Consider the following 25,951-nt stretch of genomic DNA (forward strand, 5'->3'; position numbering starts at 1 on the left):
CCTTTTAATAATTATTTATAAAATTCGCCTGTTTCCATCTGACTGGCAAGTTCCGCAGCCCTGCCTTTAACCTGCCTCGCCCATGCACTATCAAGCATTTCGGCGGCAGCTTCTTTGTATTTACCCGCTTCGATATAAGCGAGAGTCTTTTTAAACCCCTTAAGCTTCGGTGCGCCCATATTAAACGCCATATTGACAAGCACGCCCTGACGTACTTCGTCTAGTTCATCAAACCACGGAAAAGCCGTCCGGAGTTCACTTTCAGCCGTCAGTATATCGTTTCTTAACAGTGTGCGGGCTTCAGCATCGGTTATTCCGTTGTCTTCGATATTGCGCCCGAAACCGATCGTCAGCTTGCCCGCCGGACACTTATACGGCATATGCTTTTCGCCGCTTTTTTTCGTGCCTTCATGGCGTATTAACTGATTTATAAATCTGTCTGAAATCAACACTTTCTCCCCCCTTCATGGCGTATCTCACAACCTTTTTCCAGAGCCGAGACACGGCTTTCCACTTTATTGTATTTTGAAAAAAGGTCTCTCTGACTCTGCACAAGCGAGTAATACGCACCTTTTGCAAACCAAGCGATTACTGTCAATAAACCGCCTATGAGTGCTAAAAGCACGGTGTTTAAATCTATCGTGAAATTCACACCCTCCCCCCATCCTTTGAATCACTCCAAACCCTGCCCCGTGGGCAACGGGGCAGGGTACAGGGAAACCCAAAGGGTCAGGCAGACGGGTTATCGTCCCCACCACCCTCACCGCTGTTATCATCAGCGGGAGGCGCAGGCGGTTTGTCATTCCCGCCGCCTTTTTTGCCCTGTTTTTTATCGCCGGAGGGCGAATTCAGTTCCATAAAAGGTTCAACTTTTCCTTCACGAGTAAGTATCTTTGCTGTTTTTTCCGATACAACTTTACCATCAACACTAACAACTTCACCCGCCTTACGGTCTTTTCCGCCAAGAACTATAGCTTTAAGAACTTTGAGTTTCATACATCACCGCCTCAAGCTATCACTATATCTTTGCAGACAGAGAACGATGCAGAGCGAGCAAGCTTGACATCTCCATACTGACTGGCATGAAGAATGATAAAGTTTTCTCCTGCTGCCGAATAAGGATCTACAAGCAGCCTCAGACCGCCCCAGAAACCTATTTTAATTGCAGAAAAATCACCATAAACAGCCGCATGGCATTTACTTACAGACGTGCCCTTAGTCAGATTTGTGGGCAAATGAGTAGTATCAATAGCATTCCTACTTGCTATCCTGCCCATTCCCTCAATCGGCACAGCCCCTGCGAATTCCGTCCATATCGTCTGACTGCCGTTAACATCATGGCGCAAAGTTTTTTCGCAATAACCCATTGTTTCAGGAGTAATCAAAAACGCAAGCTTGCCCATTTCAGCAAGCTGCGCTCTGACTTTTGTCTTCATGTCAACAGCAGTCTCAAACGTGAATGCGCCGCCGTTTTCGCCGATCTCGACCACTTCAACGCCGTCTGTGTAGAGAATACCTGTGGGGTTATAACCCGTGCCATCACCCATGATTGCCGCTTTGTCAATGGCGAGAGATATAGCCTCTGCCATCGTGCGGAGAATGCGGTCTTCAGATTCGACACCCTGCATCTGCAACAGCATGTGAGACACTTTAACTTTCGATGCGATTCTTGTCGGCTCAAGAGCTATATCATCCCAGTCTGCGTCGCTGCCGCTTACGGCATCATTTTCGCCAAGAAACTCAGCCGTAGGGGTTCCGGACTCCACAGGGAATGACTCTTTACCGACCAACCCGTAGATTGCATCTGCGCCGAGTCTCAGAACGTATGCCTTCTGCTTCAGCATTGTGATATAGTTCGGGTTAACATTAGTCTGGATAAGCGAGCCGCCTACACCGCCAACGCCACCGACGGTCATATCACGGGAAAGAACATCGTACGGAATATACGCCTCATTCCTTTTCAGATTCAGCCCGTACGCTCTGGAAACGTCCTGAACAACGCCGTATTCAAATTCTGCTTCACGGGCATTTCCGCCCGCAATAGCACTGATATAACGGCAGATATTGAACCTTTTGACATCAGAGCGGCTCAAACCCTCACTCGGATTTTCAACAGTGGAAACAGGCTTAGAACCATCCTGCTTTTCCCTCATCGCACGGCAGAAATCTTCAAAAGTTTTGCCATCACGAACAAACTGCTCCGCAAGATCTGTTTGACCAAATTTACGACCCATAAGCGTTATGTCATCCGCTCTCTGCCTTTCCGCCATGATTGCATCCTGCACACCCGCAGGATCTACCGGGTTCTGTGCGCCTCTTGCGCCTGTTTTAACAGTGTCTTCTTCTTCGTCATCATCCATCTTAATCCCTCCCTGTCTTTCGACCTCTATTTCGTATTCTCTGCCGTCTTCCCTTGCCCTGCCTATTCCTACCGATGTGTCCGCCGGAATAGAAACAATAGACACTTCATACGGCATCCATCTTGTAGCCGTATATTTCGGAGACTCTTTATCATCATGCGGGTTTTCATGAGTCAGTTTCAAAATCTGAAAACCGACTGAAACATTACGCATAATGCCGTCTACCACATCTTGAAAAACTTCTTCCGCTTTCGCATTTTTGCTGAAACGGACAGTACACATACCCTTGTTTCCGTCTATCCACGCCTTTTCCACAACGCCGATAGGCACATTCGCATTGTGCTGAAACAGCAGCGGCGCACCGTCATTCATGCGGCTGAAATCAACAGCATCTTTAGTGTGTTCCAGTTTTACCCATCCCCACCAGTGATCTATGTATTCATCACTGGAAAAGGAAAATGTCACCGTCCGGTCTTCCGCCGTCACAGACTCACGGGTGAGGCTGAACGACCGCCGGAAGGGTTTAACCTTCATTTTGTGAAGCATCTCCTCCCCCCTTTTTCGTTTTCTCTATTAATTCAATCTCTTTTTGTCTCTGCTTAATAACATCTTCCCAATCCTCACCTTTTTTGCCTACTTCAGATGCAAGCGTAGTAAGGTTCGCTTCAAGTGCAAGGCGAATCCCGTTCACATCTTTCACAGGGTCAACCCAATCAAACCCACGCCCGATGAATTCAGGAACAAAAAGGCTCTCTACTTTCCGCAGATCGAAACGGGGCAGTCTGCCGAATAAAAACGCCTGCCAGAACCAAGCTTTTGCAACAGGCTCAAGCACAAGCGAAATCAAATCATCATGCTCAACATATGCCATATCCCGCTCAACAAGGGCTTCCTGCCTTAAGCTGCTATAGTTCGCACCTTCATAATCCTGCGCCAATGCCGAATAACTAACGCCGACAGCGGCGGCTATATCACGCTTAACCGCTTTTGAAAAACTTGTGAAAGATTCAGGGTTTATGTTCGGCTGAAAAGCGTTCATCTTGTAACCGGCGGGCAGAACCTGAAACATGCCGGGTGCAATCTCCATTACATCACCGTATTCAAGATCTGAGTCATCGTCATCACCGCCGGAGTATGAGGCATCGGGGTCAATTTTTTCAATAAACCCGCCCACTGCCGCCGCCGCACGGTTCTGAACAAGCGTCCCCTCACGATATTTTTCCAGATGTTCAATATCTTTTATAACAGTGCGAAGTTCCGGCGCACCCGTAGCCTGACCTATCCTTTCCGGCAAATAATATTCGATTATATCTTCCGCAGAAACACGGATAACCTTTTCGTTATACGGGCTTTTTTTCTCTTTCAGATGCACCGCCCGCAGTGCGCCCCATTCGTCAAATTCCCTACCGCTGATTATATTGCGGTGTTCATCGTTCAAATTCTCCGCAATCTGATCCGGCTCTATAACCTGCAATGCAAAACCATAGGGGTTATCAAAACCCCGCACAAAACGTATCAGCGCAGAGCCGTCACGAGCCGCACCGATAATAACAAAATTGCAGACACGGCGGAGATTATCACGCCTATTAACGCTTGCTACCTTTGCCCATTTCCAAAATTCCGTTTCCACGGCGGAGTTAAATTCAGCGTCCGAACCCGTACACCGAAAAGCGAACCCTTTGGGTCCGACAACGTTACGCACTTTGAGCTTAAACGCTCTTACAACTATGCCGCTGTTATTATGCAGTCCCCTCGCCATGCGGCGGAGAACAGGTATCTGGTTTACGCTTGCGTTCGGGTTTCTGGAATCGCCGAGAGACCAGTCAGAGCGAAGCCGCCCGCCGATAGCCGCAGAGTATGACCGCCTTGCGCCAGTGCGGATAATATCTTCTGTGATAGGCACATACACAGGCATAACATCACTAACAGCAACAGCAGACCGCACCAGTTCCTTAATCATTTAAAAACCTCATGCGCACCGGGCGAAACGGGCTTTTCCCGCTCTTACGGCGTTTTTCTTCCGCAACTTCCGCTTTATATTTCGCCCGTATCATCATCAAATCAGTAACGGGCATACGCTCAATACGCACCCCGTTCACTTCCTGCTTAAGCTGATCATGTGTTGCTCTGCGCTCCAGAACCGCTTCGATAGCATCGAGGACTTTCTGCGCATGGCTCCGCCCGTCAAATGCGCCTTCCTGCGCTTCCAAATCAGCCGTCAGGCGGATTTCACCGCTCGCCACAACATAGCGTTCATTATTTTTTGTAATATATGCTTCGTAAAGATAAAGCCCCTGTAAGGGCTTCGGTTCGATAGAAGAGATAAGAGAAGAGGAGATAACAGCAAGAAAGCCGTCACCGTCCGCAGACGCAAGCACATCAAACGCACCGCCACGCCCACGGAACGCATATTTCAGCGTCCATCCCGCAGAGGCGGGATAATCCGCATGATTGAACCGCCACGCCACAGTTTCGTTAATTCTGAAAGTTTTCGGAATAGCATCACGTATTATCATGTAAGCATGATAAGGGTATCTCTTGCTGTTTACATCACCGTGTTTTCCGTAATTTCCGTATTTTCCGCACTTTTTTCAAAAAGCGAAAAAAACTTTTATTCTACATCATCAGAGAGAAAAAAGGAACTGCGGGAATATACAAAACCCGCAGTCACAAAAAAGGATATTCCGAACCATTCGGAACGATTTAAAAGGATTCGGAAGGGTTACGCCACACACAAGGAACGGTCAAATAAACCCGCACAGGAAAAGTATTTTCATCTCTCGCACGGATGAATTCTTTACCCTTTTTACATACACGCCCTCCCGCATCCACACAGATATAATGTTCATCTATAATTCCGGTAGACTGAAACCACGAAGCCGCCTTATTCACCCATTCGTCAAATGATTGAAATTCAAATGCAAACATAGCCTCAATTTCAATTTTTTCCATCACTCACCGTCCTTGAGGGCTTCGTCAATCATTGCATTGATAGCCGTGAAATCTTTGTTAGTCTCCCTTGCAACAGCATCGATAACAGTGCGGCTTAATATTAACGCACGATTAAGCCTTCGGTTTTCCTCCATTATTACTAATACTGACATTGCGTTTTTTTTCGGCGTTTTCTATTTCTCCCTCACCCCTGCAAAACGGGCACGGTTTAAGTTCGCTCATGGTTTCACCGCTCCTATCCGTTAAATTCAGGCAATTTTGCTATTTCAAGCCTTGTCATTGTTTTTGCCGTAATAATCCTCTGTTCATCGTCATCCAGATCCACCAACGCCAAACAATCTAATGTGATTGTCTCTGTAATCAGTTTCGTGTAATCATCTCCATAATCGATCTCAAAAACACGGACAGGCGTTTCGGCACACGCTATACATACACGCTCCCCGGCTATGTCATAGCCGCAAAAATCCCCCTCACAGCCGCAATAAGCGCACGGAGCAGATGCCTTGAGTTTTTCTTCAAGAACATCCGCAAGTACTATATACCCGTCTTTTCTCACAGCATCAGCAAACGCCTTTATTCCGGCTCTTGCGTTTTTGTCATTCCACTCCAGAACTATGCAACCCGAAACCATTGGTTTACCATCAAGCCTTTCCACATAGTATTTTTCAAAAAGCCCCTGTTTACGTTTGTCCATCTATATCCTCCTTAAAACTCTATTCTCACGCCGCTATGAAAGCGGTTATGCAACACTTCACCAAAAAACCACCCGTACCGCACCCCTGCCCGCAGGAACACATCAGGGAAGTCCCGTCCGTAGCCACTACCTTTCGCCGAACTGTCAAAAACTCTGTCATGCGCCGCAAGCCCGCCGTAAATCTCCGCTCCGCTCACTTTCGCCAGAGCATTAAACCCGACCATATTCAAACCCTTGTCATTTCTGTTCGGAAAGCTTGATAAATGCTCTCCGTACACCTCCACATTTCCGAACCGATAGTTTACGCCGATAAACCCAAGCGGGTTTTTCAGCCCGTTTTCTGCGTCACTCACAACGCCAAACCCCGCATAAATGCCAGTTTCCGCCGTTGCTGAAAATGCACACACCAGTATTGCCATGATAAATAACACTTTTTTCATGTTTCACCTGATTCCTTTATTTATTTTTCAAATAGATTTCATGCCGCCGAGTTGTAATATCTGGCAGGCTTCAGCGGTATATCCCCTAATGTTTTATATCTGCCGAAGTGCCCGAACTGCACAAGCATTGACGGGAAAGTAGCAGAATTGTTACTCCCGTTTCCCCCGGTAAACTTTAACCGCCCCTCCAGAAACCGGATCGGATTACCGACAACATACTTATGAAACCATTGTGTATCAGTCCGAGCCGGAACAAGCATTATCACAGCCGCCGCCTTATATTTTGAATACTCTGATTCTTCCGCCGCCTTCTCCACCCACAGGGCTATTTCAGAGCCATACGGCGGATTCATCCAACACCTATAACCCGCCCAACTCTGTTTTAAGCCGTCACTTTCTTTTGTAAAATACTTCTCACACTTAGCGTTTTTATCTGATGCGCACACATCCAGAGTAAAATTAAAAAAACTATCAAGCTCATTAAAAAGCCCTTGCGGTGTCCCCCACTCTACAGATGCCGATGAAAAAACTATCCCCGATTTCATCCCTGCACCTCACGCCACTGCCGAGGCTTCCAGAGCCATCGGTTTATAATTTGCAGATACAAGCACAGCAGCCATAGGCGGGCATACACTGTTCCCGCATTTCTCGACCTGCGCCGCTGTGCTGAGTTTCTTACCATTTGCGCCGTATTCGATGATGTATGAATCCGGAAAGCCCTGCGCACGAAAAAGCTCACGGGGTACAAGCATACGCATACCTATGTCATAAATCGCCATCAACTCCCCACGGATATAGACACAAACAACTGAAAAACGGTCTTTTGTTACTACCGTGCCCAGAGGATCGGTTACTGCACCGCCGTGCTTGTCCTGACCGTAGTATGACACCATAAGCGCATATACTAACGCATGATGCCCACCGCCTGCGCTCACTGTATGGAGCGGATTATCAAGTTTGTCCCCGGTGTTTGTTCCTCTCATTTTTGACATATAAGCAACCGTTAGCTTTAATTTACCGCCACCGCTTGTCGTTATTGTTCCTGCTGGGTCATTCAATGAGTGACCAATGCTCTCACTGAACTCTCTTGTCATATACCCGGTAACAAGTGTCTGCTGATTACCTGTGGTAACTGTCGGCAAAGGATCTTTTACATCACTCGGAGCATGTTTTGATGTATTCGTCATGATGTTTGCAGTAACAAGAGCATGATGATCCCATGCCGTAACAGTGCGAAGGGGTTCTTCAATGTCATTGATTCCTGCGTTGCTTGAATTCTGGTGATGCACGATGAACGGCGATATTATGTTGGGGCTGTGTTCTTCGGGTACGATATACGGGTCTTTATTGTTCACGACAAATTTGTCTGTACCCGCCGCAATGCGCATCATGCTTTTATCTGCGAGAGGACGTTTGCAGGGTAGCTTCCGCTCCTTGACTTCCTCTTTTGTCAAAAAGATTGAATATGTAGGCAATGACCAATTGATTATGTCTGCAACAGGAATCCACGGCAGAAGTCCGTTCTTCCCGCCTTTGCTGTGTGTAGGTTTCGGGAATGTAATAGGCTGTCCGTCACAACGTGCAACGAGAAACCAGCGTTTACGAATAGTCGGCACACCGTAGTCAGCAGCACACAGAACTTTCGATTTTGTCTTGTAGCCGAGGGCATGAAGCTCCGCTATGAAACGTTTATATGTTTTCCCTTTTCTCTTTGTGTCAGGGCGTAATTCCTGCTTTTCGATCGGCATATATTCGCCTGTTTTGTTTGATGCCCTGAGAGGTCCCCACGTCATGAACTCCTCAACATTTTCCATTATGATCACACGAGGGCGTACAGTACCCGCCCAGCGTTTAACAACCCAAGCAAGACCCCGGCGGCGTTTTGAAACTGGCTTTCCGCCTTTTGCTTTACTAAAATGCGTACAGTCCGGAGAAGCCCACATAAGCCCCACGGGACGACCTTTTGTTACTTCGTAAGGGTCTATTTCAAATATATCTGAATGAAAATGCTCTGTATCGGGATGATTCATCATGTGCATAGCAACTGCATTTGCATCATGATTGATTGCGATATGCGGACTCATACCGAGAGCCGTTTCTATTCCGAGAGATGCCCCGCCGCCGCCGGCAAAGAGATCAACTATCAATTCACCTGCGCTGTCCATGCGTTCAGAGCGGTCTATATAGTCAAAAACCGATTTCATCCTTCAAAACCCCCGCTCTTCTATAAAAACAAGCAAGTCATAGGGCTCTATAACCCACTTTCCGCCGGGCTTTTTCGCCCGCAGGCTGCCAAACTCTATATGATTACGGACGGTGCGGTCTGTGCAGTTCAGCAGCAATGCCACATCTGCCGTTGTGAAAACAGTAAAGCGCAAGCCTGCCCGCTGATTCTGCTCAATCGTTTCCTGAATTTTCTGTTTAACCCCGCCGGGTGTTATGCCCGCCTCTACCCGTTTATCCATCCGCTCACCCTCCGTTTTGTTCTGTTTTTCTTTTCTCTTTTCTTCTCTATCCGCCGTTCCGTAATCTCGTCCTGTTCGTTCGCCACTGCCGTTTCAGCTTCCGCCGTTGCCGCCTCAATCTCTTCCCGCAGTGCCAAAACTCTCTCATACATCTTGTCAAAATCAGGGTTCAGAATCGTCAACGCTGCCGAAGCATATACACGGCAATCAAGCGGCTCATTTCGTCTGCCGCTAGGCAGTTTCCAAGTCCATTTACCCGTCTTATCGTTATGCTCTTTCCGCTCTGCCGTGAGCTGCTCAAAATGCTCCAAAACATACTCAAACGGAAAGTGCATATATCCATATCCGTATTCCTCAATTTTCAAGCGGCTATATATCGTATCCTTGAAACCGTCCGTTCCGATGTTTGCAAGACGCACCCTTGCAGTAGTTTTTTTAGAAAACTGCACAGGAGGCGCACCCGCCGTACTCGCACCTTTAACAGCGAAAATCCGCCGCCCCTGCCTAGGCTGAACATACCTATAAACTGTTTTTGTATGATGCCCGCCGCTATCAATACAGGTACAAGCAATCTTAGCCGTCCGCCCATCTTCAAAAGTGTATGTACGGTCAAGCAAGCTTGAAAGATGCTCCCATACTGTTTCTTGTCCTGATATGCCGCCGCTTGTCAGCATTGCGGGATTCCCACGGAAGGTTTTATAACAAACGCTCCATGACTCTTCACCACGCCCCCACGCAACAACTTCAGCTTCAAGGCGGTCATCCTGCACATCCACTCCGCAAGTGAGAACTAAAGCCTCTTCAGGCAGGTTATCCCAGTCATAAGCACCCGGATTGCTGCGGTTTTTCTCAAAAATAAGTTGAGCATCCACAGTTTCAATCCTGTCAAACCACGGTAAAGCCTTACGGGTATTCACAAATGTTTTCATTAAGCTTGTATCACCCGTCCGCATAGCTTTCTTAGCAGCGAGATATTCCTTTACAATCTGCCGCCAAGACACCATACCGAGCGGTGAATACAAAGCATTGATATGATAGCCACGGGTAGGGTTTCCCGGATTATGTGGAATCCATTTTCCGGCTATCATCATTTCGTGTTTCTCACTCTCACGAATCAAGCACCCGCAGGACGGGCAGCAATATTCAACATCACTTGCCAAATCTCCAGCAGCGTTGACATTGTATTTCAGCCCATCAAAATCAAAAACAAACTCACTCTCACAGTGCGGGCACGGGACGTAATAATAACGCTGATCAGAATCCTGAAACGCTACCCAGATATGCCCTTTTGAAGTTGTCGGTGTGGAGTTTTTATATCTTTTGGCACGTATGCCGTAACTGTCACTTCGCTTTGAAAACAATGATATAGCGTTTCCTTCTTCGCCCAGTTCAGCGGGAAATCCGTCTATGTCATCCATGCAGATCACACGGGCAGAGTAAGAGCGGGCAGATGTAGCAGAGTTTGAAGAAACAATCTTAAGAAGCCCGCCGGCGAATTTCTTTTCTGTGATGCTGTCTTGATTCCTCTTGCGCCCAAATGTGCGAATACCGGACGAAGCCAAAGCAGGGTCAAGCTTTGTTTCAACATGCGTTTTAATCACTCCGTCAGAAGGCATTACAAGCAGAATATTAGTAGGGTCAATATCCATATAGTAGAGCAGCATATTTTGCCCAACTTCTGTCCCGCCAATCTGCGTTGGTTTCACTGTCACAACGTCAGTCACAGGGGACTGCGGAGACAAAACATCCATCACCTCTGTCCAGTACGGAGTTACTTCATTCCGCCATCTGCCCGGCATTTTTGCAGATTTCGGAAGAAAGCGTCTTTCATTCGCCCATTCTGAAATAGTCTTATTTTCCGGCGGCTGAATTGCCGCACGGTAAGCATCAAGACAAACTATCTTTGCATTTTTGCGGAACTTTGCCGCTTGTTCATCAAGCTTCGTCTGCAATAGTGCCAAGCTCATACGCTTTATCCTCAAAATTTTTAAGCAACTGTCTTATTTCCGTTTCAAGAATAGCCCGGCATGTGTGAGCATCGTCACAATCTGCAAGCCGTTCTGAAAGTCTATCCGGCATTGCGAAAAGAGAATCCTTTGTCATACCCGCAAGCCCCGCCACGAAAGCCTCAACGGCTTCAATATCAACTAACTCACCTTCAAGCTTTTTAAGTTCAAGCTCTTTCAGCGTTGTTTCCGTCACCAGTTTTTTAAGCTCCGTTTCGTTTTTAACTGCCTGATAATCAACCGTAGCCGCCAGATTTCGGTCAGTTCGTTTTTCAGCGGCTTTCTTTATCTCGTACTGCACATAATCCTGAACAACCGCCCGCAAGTCATATTGACCGTGACCAACCTTTTTAAAAACTCCTTCTTTAGCAAGTATTTGCACATTGCGTTCTGTCATCCCTAACAGTTCGCCCACATCCCTCGCCCCGACAACAAACTCCATCCCTCTATCCCCTCAAAACGAAACCGAACTCTCTAACTCACTACAAAAAAACGGCAATCCCCTGCGCCTCCGTCGACCCGTAGTTAGAGGGGGTGTAGAAAGGACCCGTGATTCAAGAGCCATCATCTTAATCTGACCCCGCCGCTATAGACTGACGTTGCTGATTGCGCCCGCTGATAATTGCGGTATCTTGTGAACTCTGTATCAAACCTGCTCACCATGTGAGCATTTGCGAATGCTTCAATATTCCTATGTGAAAGAATCCTGCCGAGACCGGGACCGTGCCAAACTTCAAGGGCTTCCTTGCCCTTACTTGTCTTATACCCTGCACGCCTAAAGATACCTTCATAGCCTGATTTCATCTGCGCAACAAACCATCCGTACCCTTGTTTATTCCTCGTCTTCTGCCTGCCTTTTGCTTTTGTGATTTTGTAGCTTACACCTGTATTTGCATACATAGCTTTCCGAGAGCGGGCTTTCTGCCTAATACCGACTATCTTAGCTCCGTAGTATTTCGTAAGACTTACGCCGAGCTGACCAGAGCCACGAACATAGACAGCCCGTCTTGACGGTGTAGCCCGCTGAACACTCAACATGCTTTTAATCTCTGATTGATTAAGCTTTATGTCATAGATATCCCTTACCTGTTTTGGCAGATTAGAACGCACTGAATCAGCCGCACGGTTGAGAGAGCGAGCAATAGCCAGATTCAGTTTATCCCTGTCAACCTCGTCCGTGATGCCGCTGAAATCCACATGCAAATTAATAGCCATATCACACCCGTCCGAATTCGGTCTTGAATACAACCGTCCCTGTTCTGTCAGTGATTCGGTTCTTTGCTATATTAACTTCCATGCCGTCATTGCCTTTTTCCGGATAGTAATACTTGTCACGATAGAGAAGCATAACCACGTCTGCGTCTTCTTCAAGACTGCCTGTTTGCTTCAAGTCTGACAGCATCGGGCGTTTATCCTGCCTTTGCTCCACACCTCTGTTTATCTGCGACAACAGAATGACAGGAATGCCCAAATCTTTGCTAAGTGCCTTCAGCCCGTTGACATTACGTCCATACCCTTCAATTGAATCTCTGCACCCCTTCGGAAACGGCATCTGAGAGAGCTGATCAATCACAATAAAATCAACTTTCCCTAACTTCTCCAGTGCAACAGCCCTTACCTGTTCTGCCGTGAAACGACTGTCTGAATACTCCATCGGCAATACAAAAAGCTGCTCAAACGCCGGGTTCAAATCATTCCGGCTTTGCTTCGCATACTGCAAATCATACTTTGTGATACCCGTGAGCAGAGCTATAACCTTTTCAAGAAAAACATCTAAGTTGTTCTCCATCTGAAAATAAAGTCCTTGTTTGCCGTTTGCAGCCAAACCCACGCTAACCCTGATACTGAATGAAGTTTTTCCCATCGAAGGACGCCCGGCGATAACATACAAACCCGCCTGAAACCCGTTCAGAGCTTCATCAATCGGTTTAATACCGCATAGTGCCCCCGCCTGTCTGCCCTCGTAATAGCCATCAATGCGAGACTGAAGAGCGTCAACCCTGTCCGGAAACGTCTGAAACCTAGCTCCGGTGCGTATATGCCCCTGCAAACGCTGCACAGCGTCCATGACGATTTCTCCGCACGGCTCTGACTGATACGCAGACTCGGAAACATCGGCGCAGATAGCGATAACAGCCCGCAGCCTCGCTTTTTCCGCCACTATCTCCGCATAATCCGCCGCCTTCCGCCCATCCGGCAGAATCTCAACAAGAGAAGAGAGATACTCAATCCCTCCGCACCGCTCAAGTTCACCTTTTCCGTTCACATACGCTGCTACCGTGACTACATCAACAGCCTTGCCCTGACGCTTCATATCACTGATAACTTTAAAAATATACTGATTCACCGGAGAATAAAAAGACTCCACAGAGATAATTGCACTGATACGCTCTATCAGGTTTTCATCAAGCAGACAGCAGGACAAAACAGCCTGTTCAGCTTCCGGAGAATGTGGAACAACACGTTTCATATTAACCACCGTAACCTATTATATTTTTTGGTTTTTTAGCAGGTTCACCGCTCTGCTTAGTGCCGTTTTTCGCTTTCATCTGCACAAAGAGCTTGTCAAACTTTTCCCGCAGACTTGCGGGGCTCAAGATAACCGTAGACCAGAAAGAATCATTGTTTGCAAAAAGAAAGACCGCTTTGATTTCCTCAAAAGTGCGCTTATCACGTTCACGCATGAGGCGTATTTCTTCCGCCCATCTGAAAAGATTCGGCTTGCGCATTTTCGGATTGTTGAAACGAAGCTCCCGCTCCATGAATTGAACAAAATCATAATCCCCTTGCCCGTAAACAGGGGAGGCAGCCGGTTTCCTAACCGGCTTTTTCTTTTCTTCTGTTTCTTGTTTTATATTATTATTTATATTATATATATTATCTTCTACTTCTACTTCCTCGGAATGATTCCTAACCCTTCCGAACGCTTCCTTAACTCTTTCAAATCCTTCCGAACCGTTCAGAACGCTTTCAAACCCTTTCAAGATGCTTTCAACACCACGCAGCATATTTTTGTTATACGACTGATGTTTAGTGAAGTTCACTATAATCACTATCTCTTTCTCATAATAAACCTTGCCCGCTGATGCGAATTTTTCAAAACCTGCGCTGATTTCTTCCGCAGTCAAACCCGTGTCAAACATGAGAGGGCGCATCTTAAGCTCATAAACCCCCGCAAGGTTCGACCTCGGAGAAGTTAAAAGGTATATAAATAAAAGCTTTTCTTTAGGCGACAATGAGCCGATGTAATCATCTTCCCAAAAACCGCCGGAAACAACCCGCCGTGGATATGCCATTTCTTAAACCCCCATCGCTCTTGTCAAACGCCTTATATCCGCCTCATAATTTTCAGCAGGAATTAACAGTTTCAGACGCTCATAATCGCAGTAATTAAACCTTTTGCCGCTCTTTTTAGCAGCTCTTATCCTTTCCAGAAGCCTTTCAAATTCGGTATTTTTTCTCATTTTCTTTGCTCCTCAAGAATCAGGACAAACCTATATTGTCCCGATTCCAAAGGCTCAAAATGCTTCTTTTGATTAAGTTTGAGTTAAAAAATCAGCTATGCAGTATTAATCATCTCTCAACCCCGCAGAAAGTATCCCCATAACTTCAAATTTCTGTCCTCTCAAAGCTGCTGAAACTCTTTCTTCTCCCCACCCGCCGGAATATGGAATCTTATTCAGTGTGCATATTGCGTCTTGAATAACATCCTTCAGCCGCCTGTTTTCTTTTTCAAGCCTGTTCACTTGCTCTTTATCAGTCATCACCGCACCCCGCCTAATTCCCTATTTTCGGCACTATCCCGCCGTTTTTCATAAACTCGTCAAGCTTTGAATTGTCACCCCTTGCCAAAGCCTCTATAGCTGTCTGAAAATCTCCGGTATCCGGCGCAGATTTACCCGTCATAGCCGCTTTTGCCATTGCTTCTATAGTTGCTATAGCCGCTGTTGCTCTCGCTTCGATACGCTCCATAGCCTCCTGATAACGCTTCTCCATGCGAAGCATGACCGCATCATTACTGACTTGTTTAGTTCCTTTTTTTATAGCCATGATCCTCACCCTCCACATTTACTGTATCCGCAGTTCGGGCAGAACATACATCCGCCGTCATGCGCTAAAACTGTTTTATGACACTCCGGACAAAGAGCCGCCGTTGCTCTCGCCTTAACCGTCTTTTCTCCGGTCTGCCGACTTAAAACTTTGCCCGCTTCCTTGCCAAAACTCACTTTCATCTATGCACCTCTCCGCCCGCAGAAAGCGCAGTTGTTTTAACCAACCCACTACCCCGCAGACTCCATCTTAAAAATTTCTCATAGTCAGTGAACTTAACACCTTTCTTTGCTCTATCTATCTGTCCCGTCAAAAACCAGAACTGAACATCCCTGCGGATTCTTTCATCTTTATGAAAAGTCCAATCCGGATAATCCGTTTTGCCTTTTTCAACCCTGCCTCTGCTGTCATATTCCTTATGAAAAAGCTTTTCATAAGCCGCTCTGCATTCATTACCGCAGACAACCCTTTTCCGCTTATTCACTCTGAAAAACTCTTTCCCGCAGATTTCGCAAATGAACCGAACAAGCGGTTTTTGCGCCGCCTTTTCCGCCTTTCGCTGATTTGCAGCTTTCTGCTTACACAGATTGCCGCAAAACTTAACCTGTGCCCTTTTCAGCGGAGTCCCGCACACTTCGCACGGTCTCCGTTCCGGTTTCTGCCGTGCTTTATCTCTGCATTTATCAGAACAGTATTTCCGCCACCATTTCCCCGGTATCTCCATACCGCAAACAACACATTCCGCCATTTTCCCCGCCTTAAATAACTAAACAGATGCCCCCTGCCCCCGCACAGAGCATCTTTTTAACTATCCAAAACTAAACAAACACAGGCATACACACCCCCTTTTAAAAAAATCCTTGCCCGCCGACAGAAGGAACAACGAGCAAGGCAACGGTGGGTCAAACACTCTTTACGCTGTAAGCTTTAACATCCTTAATCCCTGTGATAATTTTAGTCACAAGCCTGTCTACTGCATCCTGCACAACGTTTTCATAGTCATAGCAATACATCTGCAGGATGATTCCGCCGGAGTCGTTCGTAGTGCTGTAAAGCTCACACTCAAACGCTGCAGTAATCTCTTCATCATTGCGGTAAACAGGTATGGTTATGAGGATTTTTTCAGGCAGACGCAGGTCCTTATTGTCCTTTCCGCTCTTTATCTCCACAGAGATAATTGCGCCCCTTTCATGGTTTTTCTCAGTAGAGACGACCTTTCTTGTCGCCGAGAGGGTTTCGAGGATATCTGCGAACGCTATGTCAGTGACCTTTGAATCTCTCATGCTGATATGCGGATAAAGCTTCTTCATGGACATTACAAAATCCTGATGCGAAGCCTTTTTATTGATGATTCCTGCAAACTCCCTAAACTGAAAAGTCGGCATCATCTCAAGCGTAGCCTTACGCTTGCGCCAGTCCGCCGCATCTTTCCCGCTGCCGTAATCAAATACAGCCTGAATTTTGGCGGAGTCATAGAAAATTTTGGTATTTTCGACTTTATATTCGTTCACGAACTCCGCAAAATGCCCGCAGTCAACGATGTTTACATCGATTGAATCATCCTTAAACCTGCCGACTCCGTTTTCAAATTCCTTAATTTCGTAGCCGTTGCGAATAAGCACATGACGCTTATCAATTTCCTTGAACGGCGGTAAAAATTCTTCTAACTCTTCCGCCGGCATCGGCTGAATTATCCCTTCTTTATGCAAGCACATATTCTCAATCCTCCTTTTTCAAAACTTGGACACCCTCACGCATTGCCGATGGCTCGTAGCGTGATGTTATAAACGCACTGCCCGCCAACTTTTTCGGCGGCACCGTGAATTTGCTGTAACCTTCCATATCCATCGTAAGCGAACCATCCGGCATTGTTTTGCCCTGCTTAAACTTAATAGACATAACTACTTCTGCATTTCCACGCCCCGCATGAATAGCCATACCTGCTTCTCTGATATAACTGACAAGCTCAGTGATCAATGTTCCGTCACCGATCCCCGCCACAGTGCGCACAAGACACTCAATATCAGCATCCTCCACAAGCGGGCTAACTTCCGCCTGATAAAGCGAAAGCACTTTCTTTTCTGCCTGCGTTTCCGGCGCAGACTCTTTTACTGCCGCTTCTGCCATTTTTTACCTCCGATTATTTCTTTATGTTCATAGCAAAACAGGCGGTAAGCCACATTAACGAGAACCCGAAGCCGAACCCTGTTATTATTGCTATAAATGTTTCACCGCTCATGCCGCTTCTTCAGCCTCTTTATTCATGCACTCAAGCGCAAACGGAGCATCCGAAACAAACATTTCCGGATAACGCCCGAAAAACGTTTTTGCCTCGTTTGCGTCCCATTTTCCGTTTTCTGCGTCCGCCAGAGCCCAAGCTATAAATATTGAGAAATAAAGAAGTTCAAGCCGTATAATGCGCTCTCTGTAACCGGCGGGGCTCATTACACAACCCCCTGCACACGGCGGAGAAAAACCATTGTTTTCTGCACAGCCTCACGCCCTTCAGCGAGAATAATAGTGCGCTCCTCCGGTGTTATTTTGCCGTCCTCAAGCCCTGCGGAAGCAGCGGCGGTAAATTCCGAAACTTCTTTCATAGTATTTAGAAATGATTTTGAAATAGTTTTTGCTTCAGACCGCATTTCCGGCGCAGGCACAAGCATAAAACCCAAGCTATCAGCCAAAAACCGCACCGGAGCGGAATAGTCTTTCTTGCCCCTTGCCTTTGCAATCCGGCAGACCTCAAGGATTCGTTCAAGCGGATTTTTCATGCTTCCGCAGTCCACGCACCAATGCTGTATAGTTGACTGGCTCAAGCCTACTGTTTTTGCCACAAGTGCCGTGTCACGCCCAATGACTGCCCTCATAGCCTCGTGAGATTCACGATGTTCCATAACACCCTCCGTGTTTTATGTATTCCCGCAGTTCCCAAAGCGGCAAAAGCGGGGTATGCTCTATTTAAGCGGACTTTGACAGCAGGATAGTTTCAAGCGAAGCATCAACACCCCTTTCACGAAGAAACAGCACTATTTCATAAGCTGTTTCAGGTGACGGGCGACGCCGCCCCGAAAGGTACGACCACCAAGCTTGATCACTGACGCCTAATACCTCTCTCAACTCAGACCGAAGATTTTTAGGCACTATTTCCCGCAACTTTACATAAGCCATTTTGTAAACCCCTTAAAAATAGGTTAGTACATAATGTAAAGGGTGTCAAGAAAAAAAGTACAGTTTGTAAAGAGTGAAATATGAATTTGAATTAGAGCAGTTAAGACTTGTACAATTTGTATAGAGGATATATAATTTATCTATAGAGCGTATTTTTTATAAATATCTTATATATCAAATATATAATCTGATTTTACTACAGGATAACCGAACCGTTCTTAAGCATTTCAAATCATTCTGAATGGTTCGGAACATAAGAGGAAAAATGTCTTTTAGCGAATTACTGAAAAAAGCTATTTCTGCAAGAAACCTTTCATATAGTAAACTGGAAGCACTTACGGGAATATCATCAAGCAGTATCTCGCACTACTCAAACGGACTAAGAGAACCGGATATTGAAAAAATCAAAACACTTGCAAAAGCCCTAAATGTTCCCGCCGGCTATTTTTTCGGCGAAACCGATATAGACAATAAAAACGAACCCATCCCCGCTATATTACCAGAACCCACGGTTCATTGGGGTTCAGCTCCTCCGGATGCGGCAAATCAGCAGAATTTTACTTTCATACCTATTTTTGAGAGCAGAGCAGCAGCAACACCGGCTATCGTGGAAATCAGCCGAGATAATGTGGACGGATGGGTCTGCATCCCTAAAATTAATCACACAGAAGACACATGGCACGCTTTCAAAGTGCGGGGCGATTCCATGAGCCCGTATTTACTTGAAAATGACCTCGCAATAATTCAGCCATACACAATGTCACCCGACTATCTTCAGCCTGACAAAATCTATCTTGTACATATAATTGACGATAACGGAAACACAGGCTTAATGCTGAAAAAAGCAATGATAAAAGACCATTACCTCTTTCTTACATCTGAAAACAGCAAGTACAAGCCCCTAATAATCGACTTGAGAGAAATCAACCACAATCCGATAAAAGGCATACTGCGGAGAGTTTGGAGAGAAGCATGAGAGAATATTCAAGATTTAACAAAGAGCAGAATTTTAATAAAACAGTAAGCGAATTTTATGGCATAATAAAAGGTATTATATCAGATGGAACGGTAGTGCAGAGAGAGGCGGAATACCTACTTAACTGGATGCGAAGGAATGAACCCATCTTTGATCACACGCCCGCACTGCGAATATATGAAGACTTAAAAACATACCTCTCTGACGGCTTTTTAGATGACAGCGAACAGGCAAAACTGACCGCCCTGATTGATAATTACAACATGTTTGAAGCACAGGCAGGGGATGTTACCCATCTACTAGGATTATGCAAAGGCATAGTGAGTGACACAATCATTAAGCCCATTGAAGCACAAAAACTTTTCCGTTTTCTTCGCTCTCAGAGTAGCCATCTTTACGAATTTCCTTTCAATGCACTTTTCCACCGCCTTCAGCGGTTCATAAATAAAGCAACTTTGGAAGAAAACGACCTTGAAGCCATATTAGCGCACATAGAAACCTTCACAGGCGAACAGGCAGGCATAACAGACCTTTATGCCGACCTTTCAACACGCCTGCCTATAGATAACCCTGAACCTCATGTCTATTTTGAAAATCACCTCTTTTGTCTCACAGGCGAATTCATAACAGGCACAAAAAAAGATTGCGAAAGCATACTCAAACAACTTAATGCAGTTCCGCAAAAAAACGTAACAATGAAAACTGAATATGTGGTAATCGGGCTTATAGAAAGCCCAGATTGGAAATATGGCAATTTTGGCAACAAAATTAAAAAAGCTATGGACTACCGCAATGATTACGGAAGGCAGATAAAAATAGTGTCTGAAAGTCACTGGTTAAAGCATTTTTAAGGAACAGCCCCCGAAACCGCAATCAAAAACCGCTGCACTATTTTCTCAACTGTTTCCGTTATCGCTCTCCCTTTTCCGGAGCTTGAAAGAATTTCCGCAGACGGTATATCAGTAAAATCACTAAAACGGTATCGAACACCCGGATTATCGTTATTAACAAACTCAATATCCATTTTACAATAATCAAATTCTCTTTGTGCCGCCGCCGCTGCTGTACCGCTAAAAGTGTATTCAAAATCAATAATATTAAGCTTATATTCAGCCTTTTCACCCGAAGCACCGGAATAAAACATTGCTTGCTTTAAATAAGAATCAAAGAGACTTCCGAGATCAAACCGGACTTGAGCAGCGGCACCGACAAAACCGGAAGGGTATTCAGCAACAAACAAATCTTTTGATTCATTATCAAGTGAAATCACGCCCTTTTCCCTCATGTCAATCTGCCTGAACCTCTGCTCAGAATCAAAAGTAACACGGTCATTCAGCACCGCTTTTGACGCACACCCGCCCGCAATCAGCATCATAATAATCAGCAAATAACGCATATTCCCGCACCTCCGGTTTTTTTTTCAAATAATACCCGAAAAGTGCAGAAACATCACCCGAAAAAGAAAAAGCCCCGCCGAAGCGGGGCTTGGGAACATGGAAGGAGAAAGAATCCAACCATAAGAAAAAATACATATCTATTTCGGCTTTGGCAAGACATATTCCTTGCCTGTGACAACCCCGCTGCCTTTCCAGTGGGGCGCAATCCATGTCAGGCGGCGTTCTTTATGCCCGCTTCCGTGCGCCTGTTGCCGCCAGTGTCCACGGACAATCCAAGCACCTTGAAGCGCTCTGCCTGTTCTGAAGGCTTCCCGCTTTTCCGATGTTGACTTCCAGCCTTGCAGATAAACCCTGTTGAAAGCGTTTGCGTGCGCCACAGCCCGCTTTTTCGGATTTGTGTATTTGCGCTGAAGCGCTTCGGTATATTCCTTTTCAATAGAGACAGGTTCAGCCCTGAAGCTCTCCTGAACAAAGAAATATATGGAAACCATCCAGTTCACAGCCGCTTCAAAATCCGCCGGGTCAAAAGCCCTTGCCTGTCTGCGGACATGATTCAGCATCGGTTCATCGTCCCGTGGCAAGCCACAGAGAGGAAATATAGATACCCCGCCGTCTGTTTCCGCAAGGGGAAAGAACCCCTTTTCCCTGTCCGGCTCATTCCAGACAAAGAAGCCCTCTACATCGCTTTCGTTTTTTTCTCTTTTTGTTTTTTGTTCTGCATCCATTGCTATGTAGACACAGCCGAACCCGCCCACAGACTCAAGACAGTTGCCGGAGAGCTTCAGTGAATCTGTCTCTTTCAGCATTTCCACCAGATCGGCGGGAATACGGATCACAATCTTTCCGGAATCCTTGTGTGCGGTCAGCACACCGAGGGAAACAGGGGGCAACGCCGCCCCCTTTTCAAGATTCAGGTGTAGATCAGCAAGATGCTTCATCTTCCCAGAGCGTCCCAAAGCTCTTTTGACACCCTCTTCACCTTCGGGTATCTTTCCAGAAGGTCTGTATGAGTGCAGTGGTTGAACATAGCACCATCAGAGAGGAGTTTTTCTATATAGTCTTTTCCCTCTTCAAAAGTAGGGAAATGCTCAAAAAATGTTGCGCCGGATGCAACCATGAGCTTGACAGAATATGGACAATATATCATTTCGACACCTGCCTTTGTCGCCTCGTTCAGCAGACGGTCTCTCTGGCTATCTGCCATGCAAATAGCAGACCATCCCTCACCCTTTTTTTCCCTTTCTTTGTAGTCTGCGGGGATGCAGAAACCGCCCTCTCCGAGTTCCCATTTTATATAGTCTATCACATACGTAGTTTTCATGAATTCCTCCGCTGCATATTTCAGCAGATCTTTTCTTACGGGGTCATTTTTCCCCATCAGGTATACGGCGTTGGGTGTGATGCCTAACAATTTAGCCAATTCTTTATCTTTCATTTTACCGCCTTTTTATAGCCCCGCCGGAGCGGGGCTTTTGGGTCTATTTATTCAGGACTCGTGTCCTGTAGTAATACTGGAGTGTTCCGCCACCGCCGAAGGTGTGACCTGTATGTTCCACTTCCGTTTCCTCTTCAAAATTGCGGAGGATATAGTTTTCATGCCTGTTCAGGCTGTAGCCGCTTTTGAAACCGCAGCCGCCAACAGATACACTTACCATGAGTTCTTCGCCGATTTTCAGAGTTTCTGCTATTTTGTGAAGTTTTCTCATCCTTGTCATTTTCTTTCTCCTTTCTTTTTTTTTCAGGGCGGTGTTCCCGTCCACCCTGTCTATGAGATAATAATATCTAAATATTTTTAGATTGTCAACACTTAAATCTAAATATTTTTAGATTATTTTTCAGATAAAAAAAGCCCCGCCGAGGCGAGGCATGTAATTACTTTTTGTTTGTCAGCAGTTCAAAAAACATATGATCGAAATCAAACGCTGATTTTTCTATATTCTTATCCCTTGTTGATTCAGCAGCATCTATAGCCATATCCCCTATTATGCTCCATTTTTTTTCTTTAGGGAGACTATCAAAAAGCTCCCGAATCTGACGACATTTTGCTGCTACTGCCGCTTCGGATGCTCTTGTGCTTTCATCGAGAAGAGACTGATATTCTTCTTTTGTTACATGCAGCTCCTGTTCTCCTACATAAATTCTATGATCTGCTTTCTCTGATTTGTACGTTTTACCGTTCCAAAAACCTGTGACCCCTTTGATTGTAACTGTTGCCATTTTCTTTCTCCTTTCTTTTTTTTTCAGGGCGGTGTTCCCGTCCGCCCTGTCTATAATGCAATAATATCTAAATATTTTTAGATTGTCAACACTTAAATCTAAATATTTTTAGATTTATTTCTCTCCGCTTTTCAACCGCTCCCGCAGTTGCTTTATGTATCAGATATATGATACATAACAACATGAGCGTAAGACGAGATAAAAACGGCAAATTCATCATTGACTACTACCCGAACGGGCGAAAAGGCAAAAGAGAACGTAAGGTTCTTCCTGCCTCAGTCGTGACCGAAGAACAAGCGAAAATGATCGAAGCCGCCCTTTTAAATACATCAAAGAAAAAGGTAAATATAAAAGAAACTTACACAATAAATAACCTTGCACAACGATTCTTTGACTTTATCAAAATCTACAAGCGTAAAAACACAGTCATTGATTATGAAATAGTCTTTAATGCTCAAATAATTCCGCATTTCGGCAAACTAACAATACCGGAACTAACTACCGGGCACATAGAGCTTTTTAAAGCACAACGGCAAACTGACGGCGTTTCAAACCGCACAATAAACAAAGAACTCTCTTATTTCTATGCTTTTTTGAATTGGGCAGATGATGAAGCCGGAATAACAATACCACCGCTAAAAAGAAGGAAACTTCCTGTCACAGACAAAAAACCTTTAGTCCTTTCACAAGAAGAAGTTATCCGTTTTTTAAACGCTTGCGGAGGCTACCACAAGCTCTTTTTCTGCATACTCTATTATTGCGGACTCAGAATATCAGAATGCTGCAATATCAAAATTGAAGATGTAGACACCGGCAGTAAAAAAATCTATATCAGAGAAGGAAAAGGCGGAAAAGACCGCTTTGTCCCAATCCCCGATTTTCTGACCGAACCGATAAACTATCATGTGAATATAACCGACTCTGAATACCTCTTCCCCTCTCCATATGACTCAAAAAAACCGCATTCAAGAGACCTCAGAGGCATCATTGAATACGCAAAAAAACGAGCCGGAATAACAAAGAAAATATACCCGCATCTCTTCAGACACACATACGCAACACATCTTGTAGATGCGGATGTAACCGACTCCGTAATTCAAACAATTCTCGGACATGCAGACGCAGAAACGACAAGAATATATCAGCAAATCGCAATAACTAAGATGAAATCAGCACAAAGCAAACTCACTGACTACAATAAAGAACTGATAATAAAGAAAACTGACTACAATAAATTTAAAAAAGACTGATATATCAATAACAAACACGTAATTCAGGTACCTGTGGGAGTTAATCCTGTGGGGGTTCGAGTCCCCCCCTCGGCATATGAAAAAGCCTCTGACATTTGTCAGGGGCTTTTTTGTTTACAGGGGACGAGAACGGGAATTTACGCCGACCGAACAGGGAGGAAAAGCCGCCACGACGGCGGCGGAAGTAAATGCTCTGGACTTTTATAAGCTTTCAGGACGAAAGCGAAATAAAAGCGAGTCCCCCTCTCGACACTTTAAATAAAGGGTTTCAGAGATTTTTTCTTTGAAGCCCTTATTTCATGAAATGACTACATCTGACTACATTAACCACCCTAAAATAATCTTTGCTGGCGTTCAGAAAGCAGTCCTAGATATTTTTCCTGCATAGCAGCAGATAAAAAGCTCGCCTTAATCATGCTTTCCCAGTCTGAAGAAACCGATTTCAGTTTAGAAACTGCCTTATTAATTATTTTGTCATTTAAACCAAGCCTTTCAGCAGCAAAATAATCTATCAGATCTTCTTTGCTTATTTTGTTTTTCTTCGCTCTTAACGGCAATGCAAGCTCTTCAATCGGATTCGGAATAGCTATGGTTGTATTCAAAAGATCATAGATACCCCCGGGTAAACCCGGGGTTCTATGCTTTCGCCATGCTATCGCATGTTTTTTACAGCTCAATCTTGAGCTGTCCTGAATCCTGTTGCCCTTGCATTTCGACGTAATTTTTAATTACGTCTTCATTCAAACCAATACTGCTAACGAAGTAGCCTGGCGACCACACTATATTTTCATTCCAGTATACTTTTTCTAACCAATCAAAAAATTTTCGCATACGGGAAGCCAATTGGCTTTTTAATCTACCCATAACATCTGAAATACTATATTTGGGAGGAATAATTATAACCATATGCAAATGATCTAAGTCAAAGCCAATGGCTTCTATTTCAACGCCAGGCATACTTCTCAATAAACTGGGCAACGTTTTACGAATATAAGAACAGACACCAGGCTTCAGGATCTTTCGACGGTATTTACAAACCCAAACTACATGATATTTCAAGTAATAAGCACTGTGAGAGGTCTTAATGATTTCCATAGAAAAGTATACCGTCGAAAGGCTCATTCATCCACGCTTAAAAGCGTGGTGTTCTGTCTTCGACCGCATAAACGGGTGAAAGCCGGACTTTGCCGCCTTCATATAACAGAGAAAAGTTCTTGAGGTGCATATCCTCATTGCCTGTAATAAATGAAAACAAAGCCAGCCTGAAAAGCTTTTCTTTTTCAACCTGTGGGAAGGTGCAGTATTTTTCTATTATCTTTGCAACCTGTTCCATACTGGAGCGATACTTAGTGTTTCTGGTGGCACCGGATAACTGGGCATTTTCCGGTTCGCTCGCTTCAACACTGCAAAAAACCTGTAAAATTTTAAAAACAATCTAACCAACCCGGACAGGCAAAGCAGAGATGATCCTTTCTATATTATCCTGATTTTTGCCGAAATCGACCAAGGTAAGCTTCACCGAGGAGCTGCTGGTAAAAACCGCATGAGTACCTTTTCCGGAATCAGGAGTCAAAACAACTTCAATGGTTTCTCCCCAGCTTTTCCATGTCATATCCGTTTCCGCATTTATTTTGCCATTCTCTATATCTTTCTGTGTAACTCTGTATTTCAGACCAGTTTCGAGAGTATTGCAGACAGTATCAAAAGCTTCGTCAAAACTCAGAGGGATATTCACTGTAACAGATGCAGACGGCTTGACGGTTTTGCATGCTGAAACTTTGCCAGAGCCACTGAAGCAGCTTATTACATAAATTATGCTGCTGAATATCAGCCCGAAAAGAAAGCCTGCGGTAACTCCGATTGTGAAAGCACTCTCAAACCCCAATACCGGCACTTTCAGTAAAAAGATGATCAGCCCGAAGGTTGCCCCTGAAACTGCAAATAAACGTACATAGACTCTCAAAGCTCTCTCTCCT

The 25,951-nt window shown here is 45.2% G+C and carries 41 protein-coding genes; 3 read left to right on the forward strand and 38 right to left on the reverse strand.

The annotated features are described in order from the left end of the window. Positions 1–11: 11 nt before the first annotated feature. The 28 genes from ACYRYY_RS06350 to ACYRYY_RS06485 form a co-directional block, all read right to left on the reverse strand. Positions 12–452: a glycoside hydrolase family protein gene (locus ACYRYY_RS06350; RefSeq protein ID WP_460214768.1), complete on the reverse strand. Its 441-nt coding sequence runs from the start codon at positions 450–452 to the stop codon at positions 12–14. After that, positions 446–652 carry a hypothetical protein gene (locus ACYRYY_RS06355; RefSeq protein WP_460214769.1) on the reverse strand — a complete coding sequence of 69 codons (207 nt, stop codon included), beginning with the start codon at positions 650–652 and terminating at the stop codon, positions 446–448. Before ACYRYY_RS06355 ends, ACYRYY_RS06350 begins: the two co-directional genes overlap by 7 nt. A gap of 77 nt (positions 653–729) precedes the next feature. After that, positions 730–996: a hypothetical protein gene (locus ACYRYY_RS06360; RefSeq protein ID WP_460214770.1), complete on the reverse strand. Its 267-nt coding sequence runs from the start codon at positions 994–996 to the stop codon at positions 730–732. An 11-nt stretch (positions 997–1,007) separates the two neighbouring features. Next, a complete protein-coding gene (locus ACYRYY_RS06365; RefSeq protein ID WP_460214771.1) occupies positions 1,008–2,906 on the reverse strand; it encodes a phage major capsid protein in 1,899 nt (632 codons plus the stop codon). Then, positions 2,884–4,320 carry a phage portal protein gene (locus ACYRYY_RS06370; protein WP_460214772.1) on the reverse strand — a complete coding sequence of 479 codons (1,437 nt, stop codon included), beginning with the start codon at positions 4,318–4,320 and terminating at the stop codon, positions 2,884–2,886. Before ACYRYY_RS06370 ends, ACYRYY_RS06365 begins: the two co-directional genes overlap by 23 nt. Beyond that, positions 4,313–4,876 (reverse strand): hypothetical protein, encoded by a 564-nt coding sequence (locus tag ACYRYY_RS06375; protein ID WP_460214773.1) that lies wholly within the window; start codon positions 4,874–4,876, stop codon positions 4,313–4,315. The genes ACYRYY_RS06370 and ACYRYY_RS06375 overlap by 8 nt, the downstream gene beginning before the upstream one ends. Positions 4,877–5,063: 187 nt before the next feature. Next, entirely contained in the window at positions 5,064–5,312 is a 249-nt protein-coding gene (locus tag ACYRYY_RS06380; protein WP_460214774.1) for a hypothetical protein, read from the reverse strand. Then, positions 5,312–5,464, reverse strand: coding sequence for a hypothetical protein (locus ACYRYY_RS06385; RefSeq protein ID WP_460214775.1), 153 nt, complete (start codon positions 5,462–5,464; stop codon positions 5,312–5,314). Before ACYRYY_RS06385 ends, ACYRYY_RS06380 begins: the two co-directional genes overlap by 1 nt. Before the next feature lie 83 nt (positions 5,465–5,547). After that, positions 5,548–6,006, reverse strand: a complete 459-nt coding sequence (locus tag ACYRYY_RS06390; protein WP_460214776.1) for a hypothetical protein — start codon at positions 6,004–6,006, stop codon at positions 5,548–5,550. Positions 6,007–6,017: 11 nt separating this feature from the next. Then, positions 6,018–6,446 carry a hypothetical protein gene (locus ACYRYY_RS06395; RefSeq protein ID WP_460214777.1) on the reverse strand — a complete coding sequence of 143 codons (429 nt, stop codon included), beginning with the start codon at positions 6,444–6,446 and terminating at the stop codon, positions 6,018–6,020. A 38-nt stretch (positions 6,447–6,484) separates the two neighbouring features. Continuing rightward, positions 6,485–6,991, reverse strand: coding sequence for a DNA N-6-adenine-methyltransferase (locus ACYRYY_RS06400; RefSeq protein WP_460214778.1), 507 nt, complete (start codon positions 6,989–6,991; stop codon positions 6,485–6,487). A gap of 9 nt (positions 6,992–7,000) precedes the next feature. Beyond that, positions 7,001–8,650 carry a DNA cytosine methyltransferase gene (locus ACYRYY_RS06405; RefSeq protein ID WP_460214779.1) on the reverse strand — a complete coding sequence of 550 codons (1,650 nt, stop codon included), beginning with the start codon at positions 8,648–8,650 and terminating at the stop codon, positions 7,001–7,003. Between the two features lie 3 nt (positions 8,651–8,653). Next, entirely contained in the window at positions 8,654–8,911 is a 258-nt protein-coding gene (locus tag ACYRYY_RS06410) for a helix-turn-helix domain-containing protein (RefSeq protein ID WP_460214780.1), read from the reverse strand. Next, complete coding sequence (locus ACYRYY_RS06415; RefSeq protein ID WP_460214781.1) at positions 8,896–10,878, reverse strand: phage terminase large subunit family protein; 1,983 nt, start codon at positions 10,876–10,878, stop codon at positions 8,896–8,898. The genes ACYRYY_RS06410 and ACYRYY_RS06415 overlap by 16 nt, the downstream gene beginning before the upstream one ends. Further along, positions 10,847–11,359 carry a hypothetical protein gene (locus ACYRYY_RS06420; protein WP_460214782.1) on the reverse strand — a complete coding sequence of 171 codons (513 nt, stop codon included), beginning with the start codon at positions 11,357–11,359 and terminating at the stop codon, positions 10,847–10,849. Before ACYRYY_RS06420 ends, ACYRYY_RS06415 begins: the two co-directional genes overlap by 32 nt. Before the next feature lie 122 nt (positions 11,360–11,481). Beyond that, positions 11,482–12,132, reverse strand: coding sequence for a phage tail protein (locus ACYRYY_RS06425; RefSeq protein WP_460214783.1), 651 nt, complete (start codon positions 12,130–12,132; stop codon positions 11,482–11,484). Position 12,133: 1 nt separating this feature from the next. Then, complete coding sequence (locus ACYRYY_RS06430; protein ID WP_460214784.1) at positions 12,134–13,387, reverse strand: replicative DNA helicase; 1,254 nt, start codon at positions 13,385–13,387, stop codon at positions 12,134–12,136. 1 nt (position 13,388) lies between these two features. Beyond that, on the reverse strand, positions 13,389–14,213 hold the full coding sequence (locus ACYRYY_RS06435; RefSeq protein WP_460214785.1) for a hypothetical protein: 825 nt from the start codon (positions 14,211–14,213) through the stop codon (positions 13,389–13,391). Positions 14,214–14,216: 3 nt separating this feature from the next. Continuing rightward, positions 14,217–14,381, reverse strand: a complete 165-nt coding sequence (locus ACYRYY_RS06440) for a hypothetical protein (RefSeq protein WP_460214786.1) — start codon at positions 14,379–14,381, stop codon at positions 14,217–14,219. Between the two features lie 105 nt (positions 14,382–14,486). Next, positions 14,487–14,681, reverse strand: a complete 195-nt coding sequence (locus ACYRYY_RS06445; RefSeq protein ID WP_460214787.1) for a hypothetical protein — start codon at positions 14,679–14,681, stop codon at positions 14,487–14,489. A gap of 13 nt (positions 14,682–14,694) precedes the next feature. Further along, positions 14,695–14,967, reverse strand: a complete 273-nt coding sequence (locus ACYRYY_RS06450; protein WP_460214788.1) for a hypothetical protein — start codon at positions 14,965–14,967, stop codon at positions 14,695–14,697. Positions 14,968–14,972: 5 nt separating this feature from the next. Then, entirely contained in the window at positions 14,973–15,149 is a 177-nt protein-coding gene (locus ACYRYY_RS06455; RefSeq protein ID WP_460214789.1) for a hypothetical protein, read from the reverse strand. Continuing rightward, the gene (locus ACYRYY_RS06460) at positions 15,146–15,715 is read right to left on the reverse strand and encodes a hypothetical protein (RefSeq protein ID WP_460214790.1); all 570 of its coding nucleotides are present in this window, start codon (positions 15,713–15,715) and stop codon (positions 15,146–15,148) included. Before ACYRYY_RS06460 ends, ACYRYY_RS06455 begins: the two co-directional genes overlap by 4 nt. A gap of 154 nt (positions 15,716–15,869) precedes the next feature. Further along, on the reverse strand, positions 15,870–16,682 hold the full coding sequence (locus ACYRYY_RS06465; RefSeq protein ID WP_460214791.1) for a DUF2303 family protein: 813 nt from the start codon (positions 16,680–16,682) through the stop codon (positions 15,870–15,872). 4 nt (positions 16,683–16,686) lie between these two features. Continuing rightward, on the reverse strand, positions 16,687–17,094 hold the full coding sequence (locus tag ACYRYY_RS06470) for a hypothetical protein (RefSeq protein ID WP_460214792.1): 408 nt from the start codon (positions 17,092–17,094) through the stop codon (positions 16,687–16,689). 108 nt (positions 17,095–17,202) lie between these two features. Beyond that, positions 17,203–17,412, reverse strand: a complete 210-nt coding sequence (locus ACYRYY_RS06475; RefSeq protein WP_460214793.1) for a hypothetical protein — start codon at positions 17,410–17,412, stop codon at positions 17,203–17,205. After that, entirely contained in the window at positions 17,412–17,861 is a 450-nt protein-coding gene (locus tag ACYRYY_RS06480; protein WP_460214794.1) for a phage regulatory CII family protein, read from the reverse strand. The genes ACYRYY_RS06475 and ACYRYY_RS06480 overlap by 1 nt, the downstream gene beginning before the upstream one ends. Before the next feature lie 64 nt (positions 17,862–17,925). Then, positions 17,926–18,135, reverse strand: a complete 210-nt coding sequence (locus tag ACYRYY_RS06485; RefSeq protein WP_460214795.1) for a hypothetical protein — start codon at positions 18,133–18,135, stop codon at positions 17,926–17,928. Between the two features lie 265 nt (positions 18,136–18,400). Here ACYRYY_RS06485 and ACYRYY_RS06490 point away from each other — a divergent pair, with 265 nt between their 5' ends. Together ACYRYY_RS06490 and ACYRYY_RS06495 are read left to right on the forward strand one after the other, a co-directional pair. Beyond that, positions 18,401–19,111: an XRE family transcriptional regulator gene (locus ACYRYY_RS06490; RefSeq protein ID WP_460214796.1), complete on the forward strand. Its 711-nt coding sequence runs from the start codon at positions 18,401–18,403 to the stop codon at positions 19,109–19,111. Further along, entirely contained in the window at positions 19,108–19,962 is an 855-nt protein-coding gene (locus ACYRYY_RS06495) for a BRCT domain-containing protein (RefSeq protein WP_460214797.1), read from the forward strand. Before ACYRYY_RS06490 ends, ACYRYY_RS06495 begins: the two co-directional genes overlap by 4 nt. On the opposite strand, the gene ACYRYY_RS06500 is transcribed toward ACYRYY_RS06495, so the two are convergent. The 6 genes from ACYRYY_RS06500 to ACYRYY_RS06525 form a co-directional block, all read right to left on the reverse strand. Beyond that, positions 19,959–20,396, reverse strand: coding sequence for a hypothetical protein (locus tag ACYRYY_RS06500; protein ID WP_460214798.1), 438 nt, complete (start codon positions 20,394–20,396; stop codon positions 19,959–19,961). The two genes, ACYRYY_RS06495 and ACYRYY_RS06500, sit on opposite strands and share 4 nt — an antisense overlap. Positions 20,397–20,439: 43 nt before the next feature. After that, a complete protein-coding gene (locus ACYRYY_RS06505) occupies positions 20,440–20,643 on the reverse strand; it encodes a hypothetical protein (protein WP_460214799.1) in 204 nt (67 codons plus the stop codon). A gap of 2 nt (positions 20,644–20,645) precedes the next feature. Continuing rightward, a complete protein-coding gene (locus ACYRYY_RS06510) occupies positions 20,646–21,446 on the reverse strand; it encodes a hypothetical protein (RefSeq protein WP_460214800.1) in 801 nt (266 codons plus the stop codon). Further along, positions 21,443–21,943, reverse strand: coding sequence for a hypothetical protein (locus ACYRYY_RS06515; protein ID WP_460214801.1), 501 nt, complete (start codon positions 21,941–21,943; stop codon positions 21,443–21,445). Before ACYRYY_RS06515 ends, ACYRYY_RS06510 begins: the two co-directional genes overlap by 4 nt. Before the next feature lie 43 nt (positions 21,944–21,986). Beyond that, positions 21,987–22,223, reverse strand: a complete 237-nt coding sequence (locus ACYRYY_RS06520) for a hypothetical protein (protein ID WP_460214802.1) — start codon at positions 22,221–22,223, stop codon at positions 21,987–21,989. A gap of 157 nt (positions 22,224–22,380) precedes the next feature. Continuing rightward, the gene (locus tag ACYRYY_RS06525) at positions 22,381–22,725 is read right to left on the reverse strand and encodes a hypothetical protein (RefSeq protein WP_460214803.1); all 345 of its coding nucleotides are present in this window, start codon (positions 22,723–22,725) and stop codon (positions 22,381–22,383) included. A gap of 167 nt (positions 22,726–22,892) precedes the next feature. Between ACYRYY_RS06525 and ACYRYY_RS06530 the strand changes: the two genes are divergently transcribed. Continuing rightward, positions 22,893–23,975: a tyrosine-type recombinase/integrase gene (locus tag ACYRYY_RS06530; RefSeq protein ID WP_460214804.1), complete on the forward strand. Its 1,083-nt coding sequence runs from the start codon at positions 22,893–22,895 to the stop codon at positions 23,973–23,975. Between the two features lie 332 nt (positions 23,976–24,307). Here the strand turns inward: ACYRYY_RS06530 and ACYRYY_RS06535 are convergent, their stop codons facing one another. The 4 genes from ACYRYY_RS06535 to ACYRYY_RS06550 form a co-directional block, all read right to left on the reverse strand. Beyond that, positions 24,308–24,577 carry a hypothetical protein gene (locus tag ACYRYY_RS06535; protein ID WP_460214805.1) on the reverse strand — a complete coding sequence of 90 codons (270 nt, stop codon included), beginning with the start codon at positions 24,575–24,577 and terminating at the stop codon, positions 24,308–24,310. A 64-nt stretch (positions 24,578–24,641) separates the two neighbouring features. Beyond that, positions 24,642–25,097 (reverse strand): IS200/IS605 family transposase, encoded by a 456-nt coding sequence (tnpA, locus tag ACYRYY_RS06540; protein ID WP_460213868.1) that lies wholly within the window; start codon positions 25,095–25,097, stop codon positions 24,642–24,644. 10 nt (positions 25,098–25,107) lie between these two features. Then, the gene (locus ACYRYY_RS06545) at positions 25,108–25,410 is read right to left on the reverse strand and encodes a HipA domain-containing protein (RefSeq protein WP_460216464.1); all 303 of its coding nucleotides are present in this window, start codon (positions 25,408–25,410) and stop codon (positions 25,108–25,110) included. Continuing rightward, a complete protein-coding gene (locus ACYRYY_RS06550) occupies positions 25,411–25,938 on the reverse strand; it encodes a hypothetical protein (protein ID WP_460214806.1) in 528 nt (175 codons plus the stop codon). Between the last annotated feature and the right edge of the window lie 13 nt (positions 25,939–25,951).

It is taken from the genome of Geovibrio sp. ADMFC3 (assembly GCF_054687035.1).

Bases quoted from the DNA above. Each gene is read 5' to 3' on its own strand.
- ACYRYY_RS06380 (WP_460214774.1), bottom strand. From the start codon at position 5,312: ATGGAAAAAATTGAAATTGAGGCTATGTTTGCATTTGAATTTCAATCA.
- ACYRYY_RS06385 (WP_460214775.1), bottom strand. From the start codon at position 5,464: ATGTCAGTATTAGTAATAATGGAGGAAAACCGAAGGCTTAATCGTGCG.
- ACYRYY_RS06390 (WP_460214776.1), bottom strand. From the start codon at position 6,006: ATGGACAAACGTAAACAGGGGCTTTTTGAAAAATACTATGTGGAAAGG.
- ACYRYY_RS06425 (WP_460214783.1), bottom strand. From the start codon at position 12,132: ATGGCTATTAATTTGCATGTGGATTTCAGCGGCATCACGGACGAGGTT.
- ACYRYY_RS06450 (WP_460214788.1), bottom strand. From the start codon at position 14,967: ATGGCTATAAAAAAAGGAACTAAACAAGTCAGTAATGATGCGGTCATG.
- ACYRYY_RS06440 (WP_460214786.1), bottom strand. From the start codon at position 14,381: ATGAGAAAAAATACCGAATTTGAAAGGCTTCTGGAAAGGATAAGAGCT.
- ACYRYY_RS06510 (WP_460214800.1), bottom strand. From the start codon at position 21,446: ATGAAGCATCTTGCTGATCTACACCTGAATCTTGAAAAGGGGGCGGCG.
- ACYRYY_RS06430 (WP_460214784.1), bottom strand. From the start codon at position 13,387: ATGAAACGTGTTGTTCCACATTCTCCGGAAGCTGAACAGGCTGTTTTG.
- ACYRYY_RS06530 (WP_460214804.1), top strand. From the start codon at position 22,893: ATGATACATAACAACATGAGCGTAAGACGAGATAAAAACGGCAAATTC.
- ACYRYY_RS06400 (WP_460214778.1), bottom strand. From the start codon at position 6,991: ATGAAATCGGGGATAGTTTTTTCATCGGCATCTGTAGAGTGGGGGACA.
- ACYRYY_RS06405 (WP_460214779.1), bottom strand. From the start codon at position 8,650: ATGAAATCGGTTTTTGACTATATAGACCGCTCTGAACGCATGGACAGC.
- ACYRYY_RS06370 (WP_460214772.1), bottom strand. From the start codon at position 4,320: ATGATTAAGGAACTGGTGCGGTCTGCTGTTGCTGTTAGTGATGTTATG.
- ACYRYY_RS06490 (WP_460214796.1), top strand. From the start codon at position 18,401: ATGTCTTTTAGCGAATTACTGAAAAAAGCTATTTCTGCAAGAAACCTT.
- ACYRYY_RS06415 (WP_460214781.1), bottom strand. From the start codon at position 10,878: ATGAGCTTGGCACTATTGCAGACGAAGCTTGATGAACAAGCGGCAAAG.
- ACYRYY_RS06495 (WP_460214797.1), top strand. From the start codon at position 19,108: ATGAGAGAATATTCAAGATTTAACAAAGAGCAGAATTTTAATAAAACA.
- ACYRYY_RS06500 (WP_460214798.1), bottom strand. From the start codon at position 20,396: ATGAGGGAAAAGGGCGTGATTTCACTTGATAATGAATCAAAAGATTTG.
- ACYRYY_RS06505 (WP_460214799.1), bottom strand. From the start codon at position 20,643: ATGTATTTTTTCTTATGGTTGGATTCTTTCTCCTTCCATGTTCCCAAG.
- ACYRYY_RS06470 (WP_460214792.1), bottom strand. From the start codon at position 17,094: ATGGCAGAAGCGGCAGTAAAAGAGTCTGCGCCGGAAACGCAGGCAGAA.
- ACYRYY_RS06465 (WP_460214791.1), bottom strand. From the start codon at position 16,682: ATGTGCTTGCATAAAGAAGGGATAATTCAGCCGATGCCGGCGGAAGAG.
- ACYRYY_RS06395 (WP_460214777.1), bottom strand. From the start codon at position 6,446: ATGAAAAAAGTGTTATTTATCATGGCAATACTGGTGTGTGCATTTTCA.
- ACYRYY_RS06420 (WP_460214782.1), bottom strand. From the start codon at position 11,359: ATGGAGTTTGTTGTCGGGGCGAGGGATGTGGGCGAACTGTTAGGGATG.
- ACYRYY_RS06475 (WP_460214793.1), bottom strand. From the start codon at position 17,412: ATGAGCCCCGCCGGTTACAGAGAGCGCATTATACGGCTTGAACTTCTT.
- ACYRYY_RS06515 (WP_460214801.1), bottom strand. From the start codon at position 21,943: ATGAAAGATAAAGAATTGGCTAAATTGTTAGGCATCACACCCAACGCC.
- ACYRYY_RS06435 (WP_460214785.1), bottom strand. From the start codon at position 14,213: ATGGCATATCCACGGCGGGTTGTTTCCGGCGGTTTTTGGGAAGATGAT.
- ACYRYY_RS06525 (WP_460214803.1), bottom strand. From the start codon at position 22,725: ATGGCAACAGTTACAATCAAAGGGGTCACAGGTTTTTGGAACGGTAAA.
- ACYRYY_RS06375 (WP_460214773.1), bottom strand. From the start codon at position 4,876: ATGATAATACGTGATGCTATTCCGAAAACTTTCAGAATTAACGAAACT.
- ACYRYY_RS06485 (WP_460214795.1), bottom strand. From the start codon at position 18,135: ATGGCTTATGTAAAGTTGCGGGAAATAGTGCCTAAAAATCTTCGGTCT.
- ACYRYY_RS06455 (WP_460214789.1), bottom strand. From the start codon at position 15,149: ATGAAAGTGAGTTTTGGCAAGGAAGCGGGCAAAGTTTTAAGTCGGCAG.
- ACYRYY_RS06360 (WP_460214770.1), bottom strand. From the start codon at position 996: ATGAAACTCAAAGTTCTTAAAGCTATAGTTCTTGGCGGAAAAGACCGT.
- ACYRYY_RS06365 (WP_460214771.1), bottom strand. From the start codon at position 2,906: ATGCTTCACAAAATGAAGGTTAAACCCTTCCGGCGGTCGTTCAGCCTC.
- ACYRYY_RS06445 (WP_460214787.1), bottom strand. From the start codon at position 14,681: ATGACTGATAAAGAGCAAGTGAACAGGCTTGAAAAAGAAAACAGGCGG.
- tnpA (WP_460213868.1), bottom strand. From the start codon at position 25,097: ATGAGCCTTTCGACGGTATACTTTTCTATGGAAATCATTAAGACCTCT.
- ACYRYY_RS06520 (WP_460214802.1), bottom strand. From the start codon at position 22,223: ATGACAAGGATGAGAAAACTTCACAAAATAGCAGAAACTCTGAAAATC.
- ACYRYY_RS06410 (WP_460214780.1), bottom strand. From the start codon at position 8,911: ATGGATAAACGGGTAGAGGCGGGCATAACACCCGGCGGGGTTAAACAG.
- ACYRYY_RS06460 (WP_460214790.1), bottom strand. From the start codon at position 15,715: ATGGCGGAATGTGTTGTTTGCGGTATGGAGATACCGGGGAAATGGTGG.
- ACYRYY_RS06480 (WP_460214794.1), bottom strand. From the start codon at position 17,861: ATGGAACATCGTGAATCTCACGAGGCTATGAGGGCAGTCATTGGGCGT.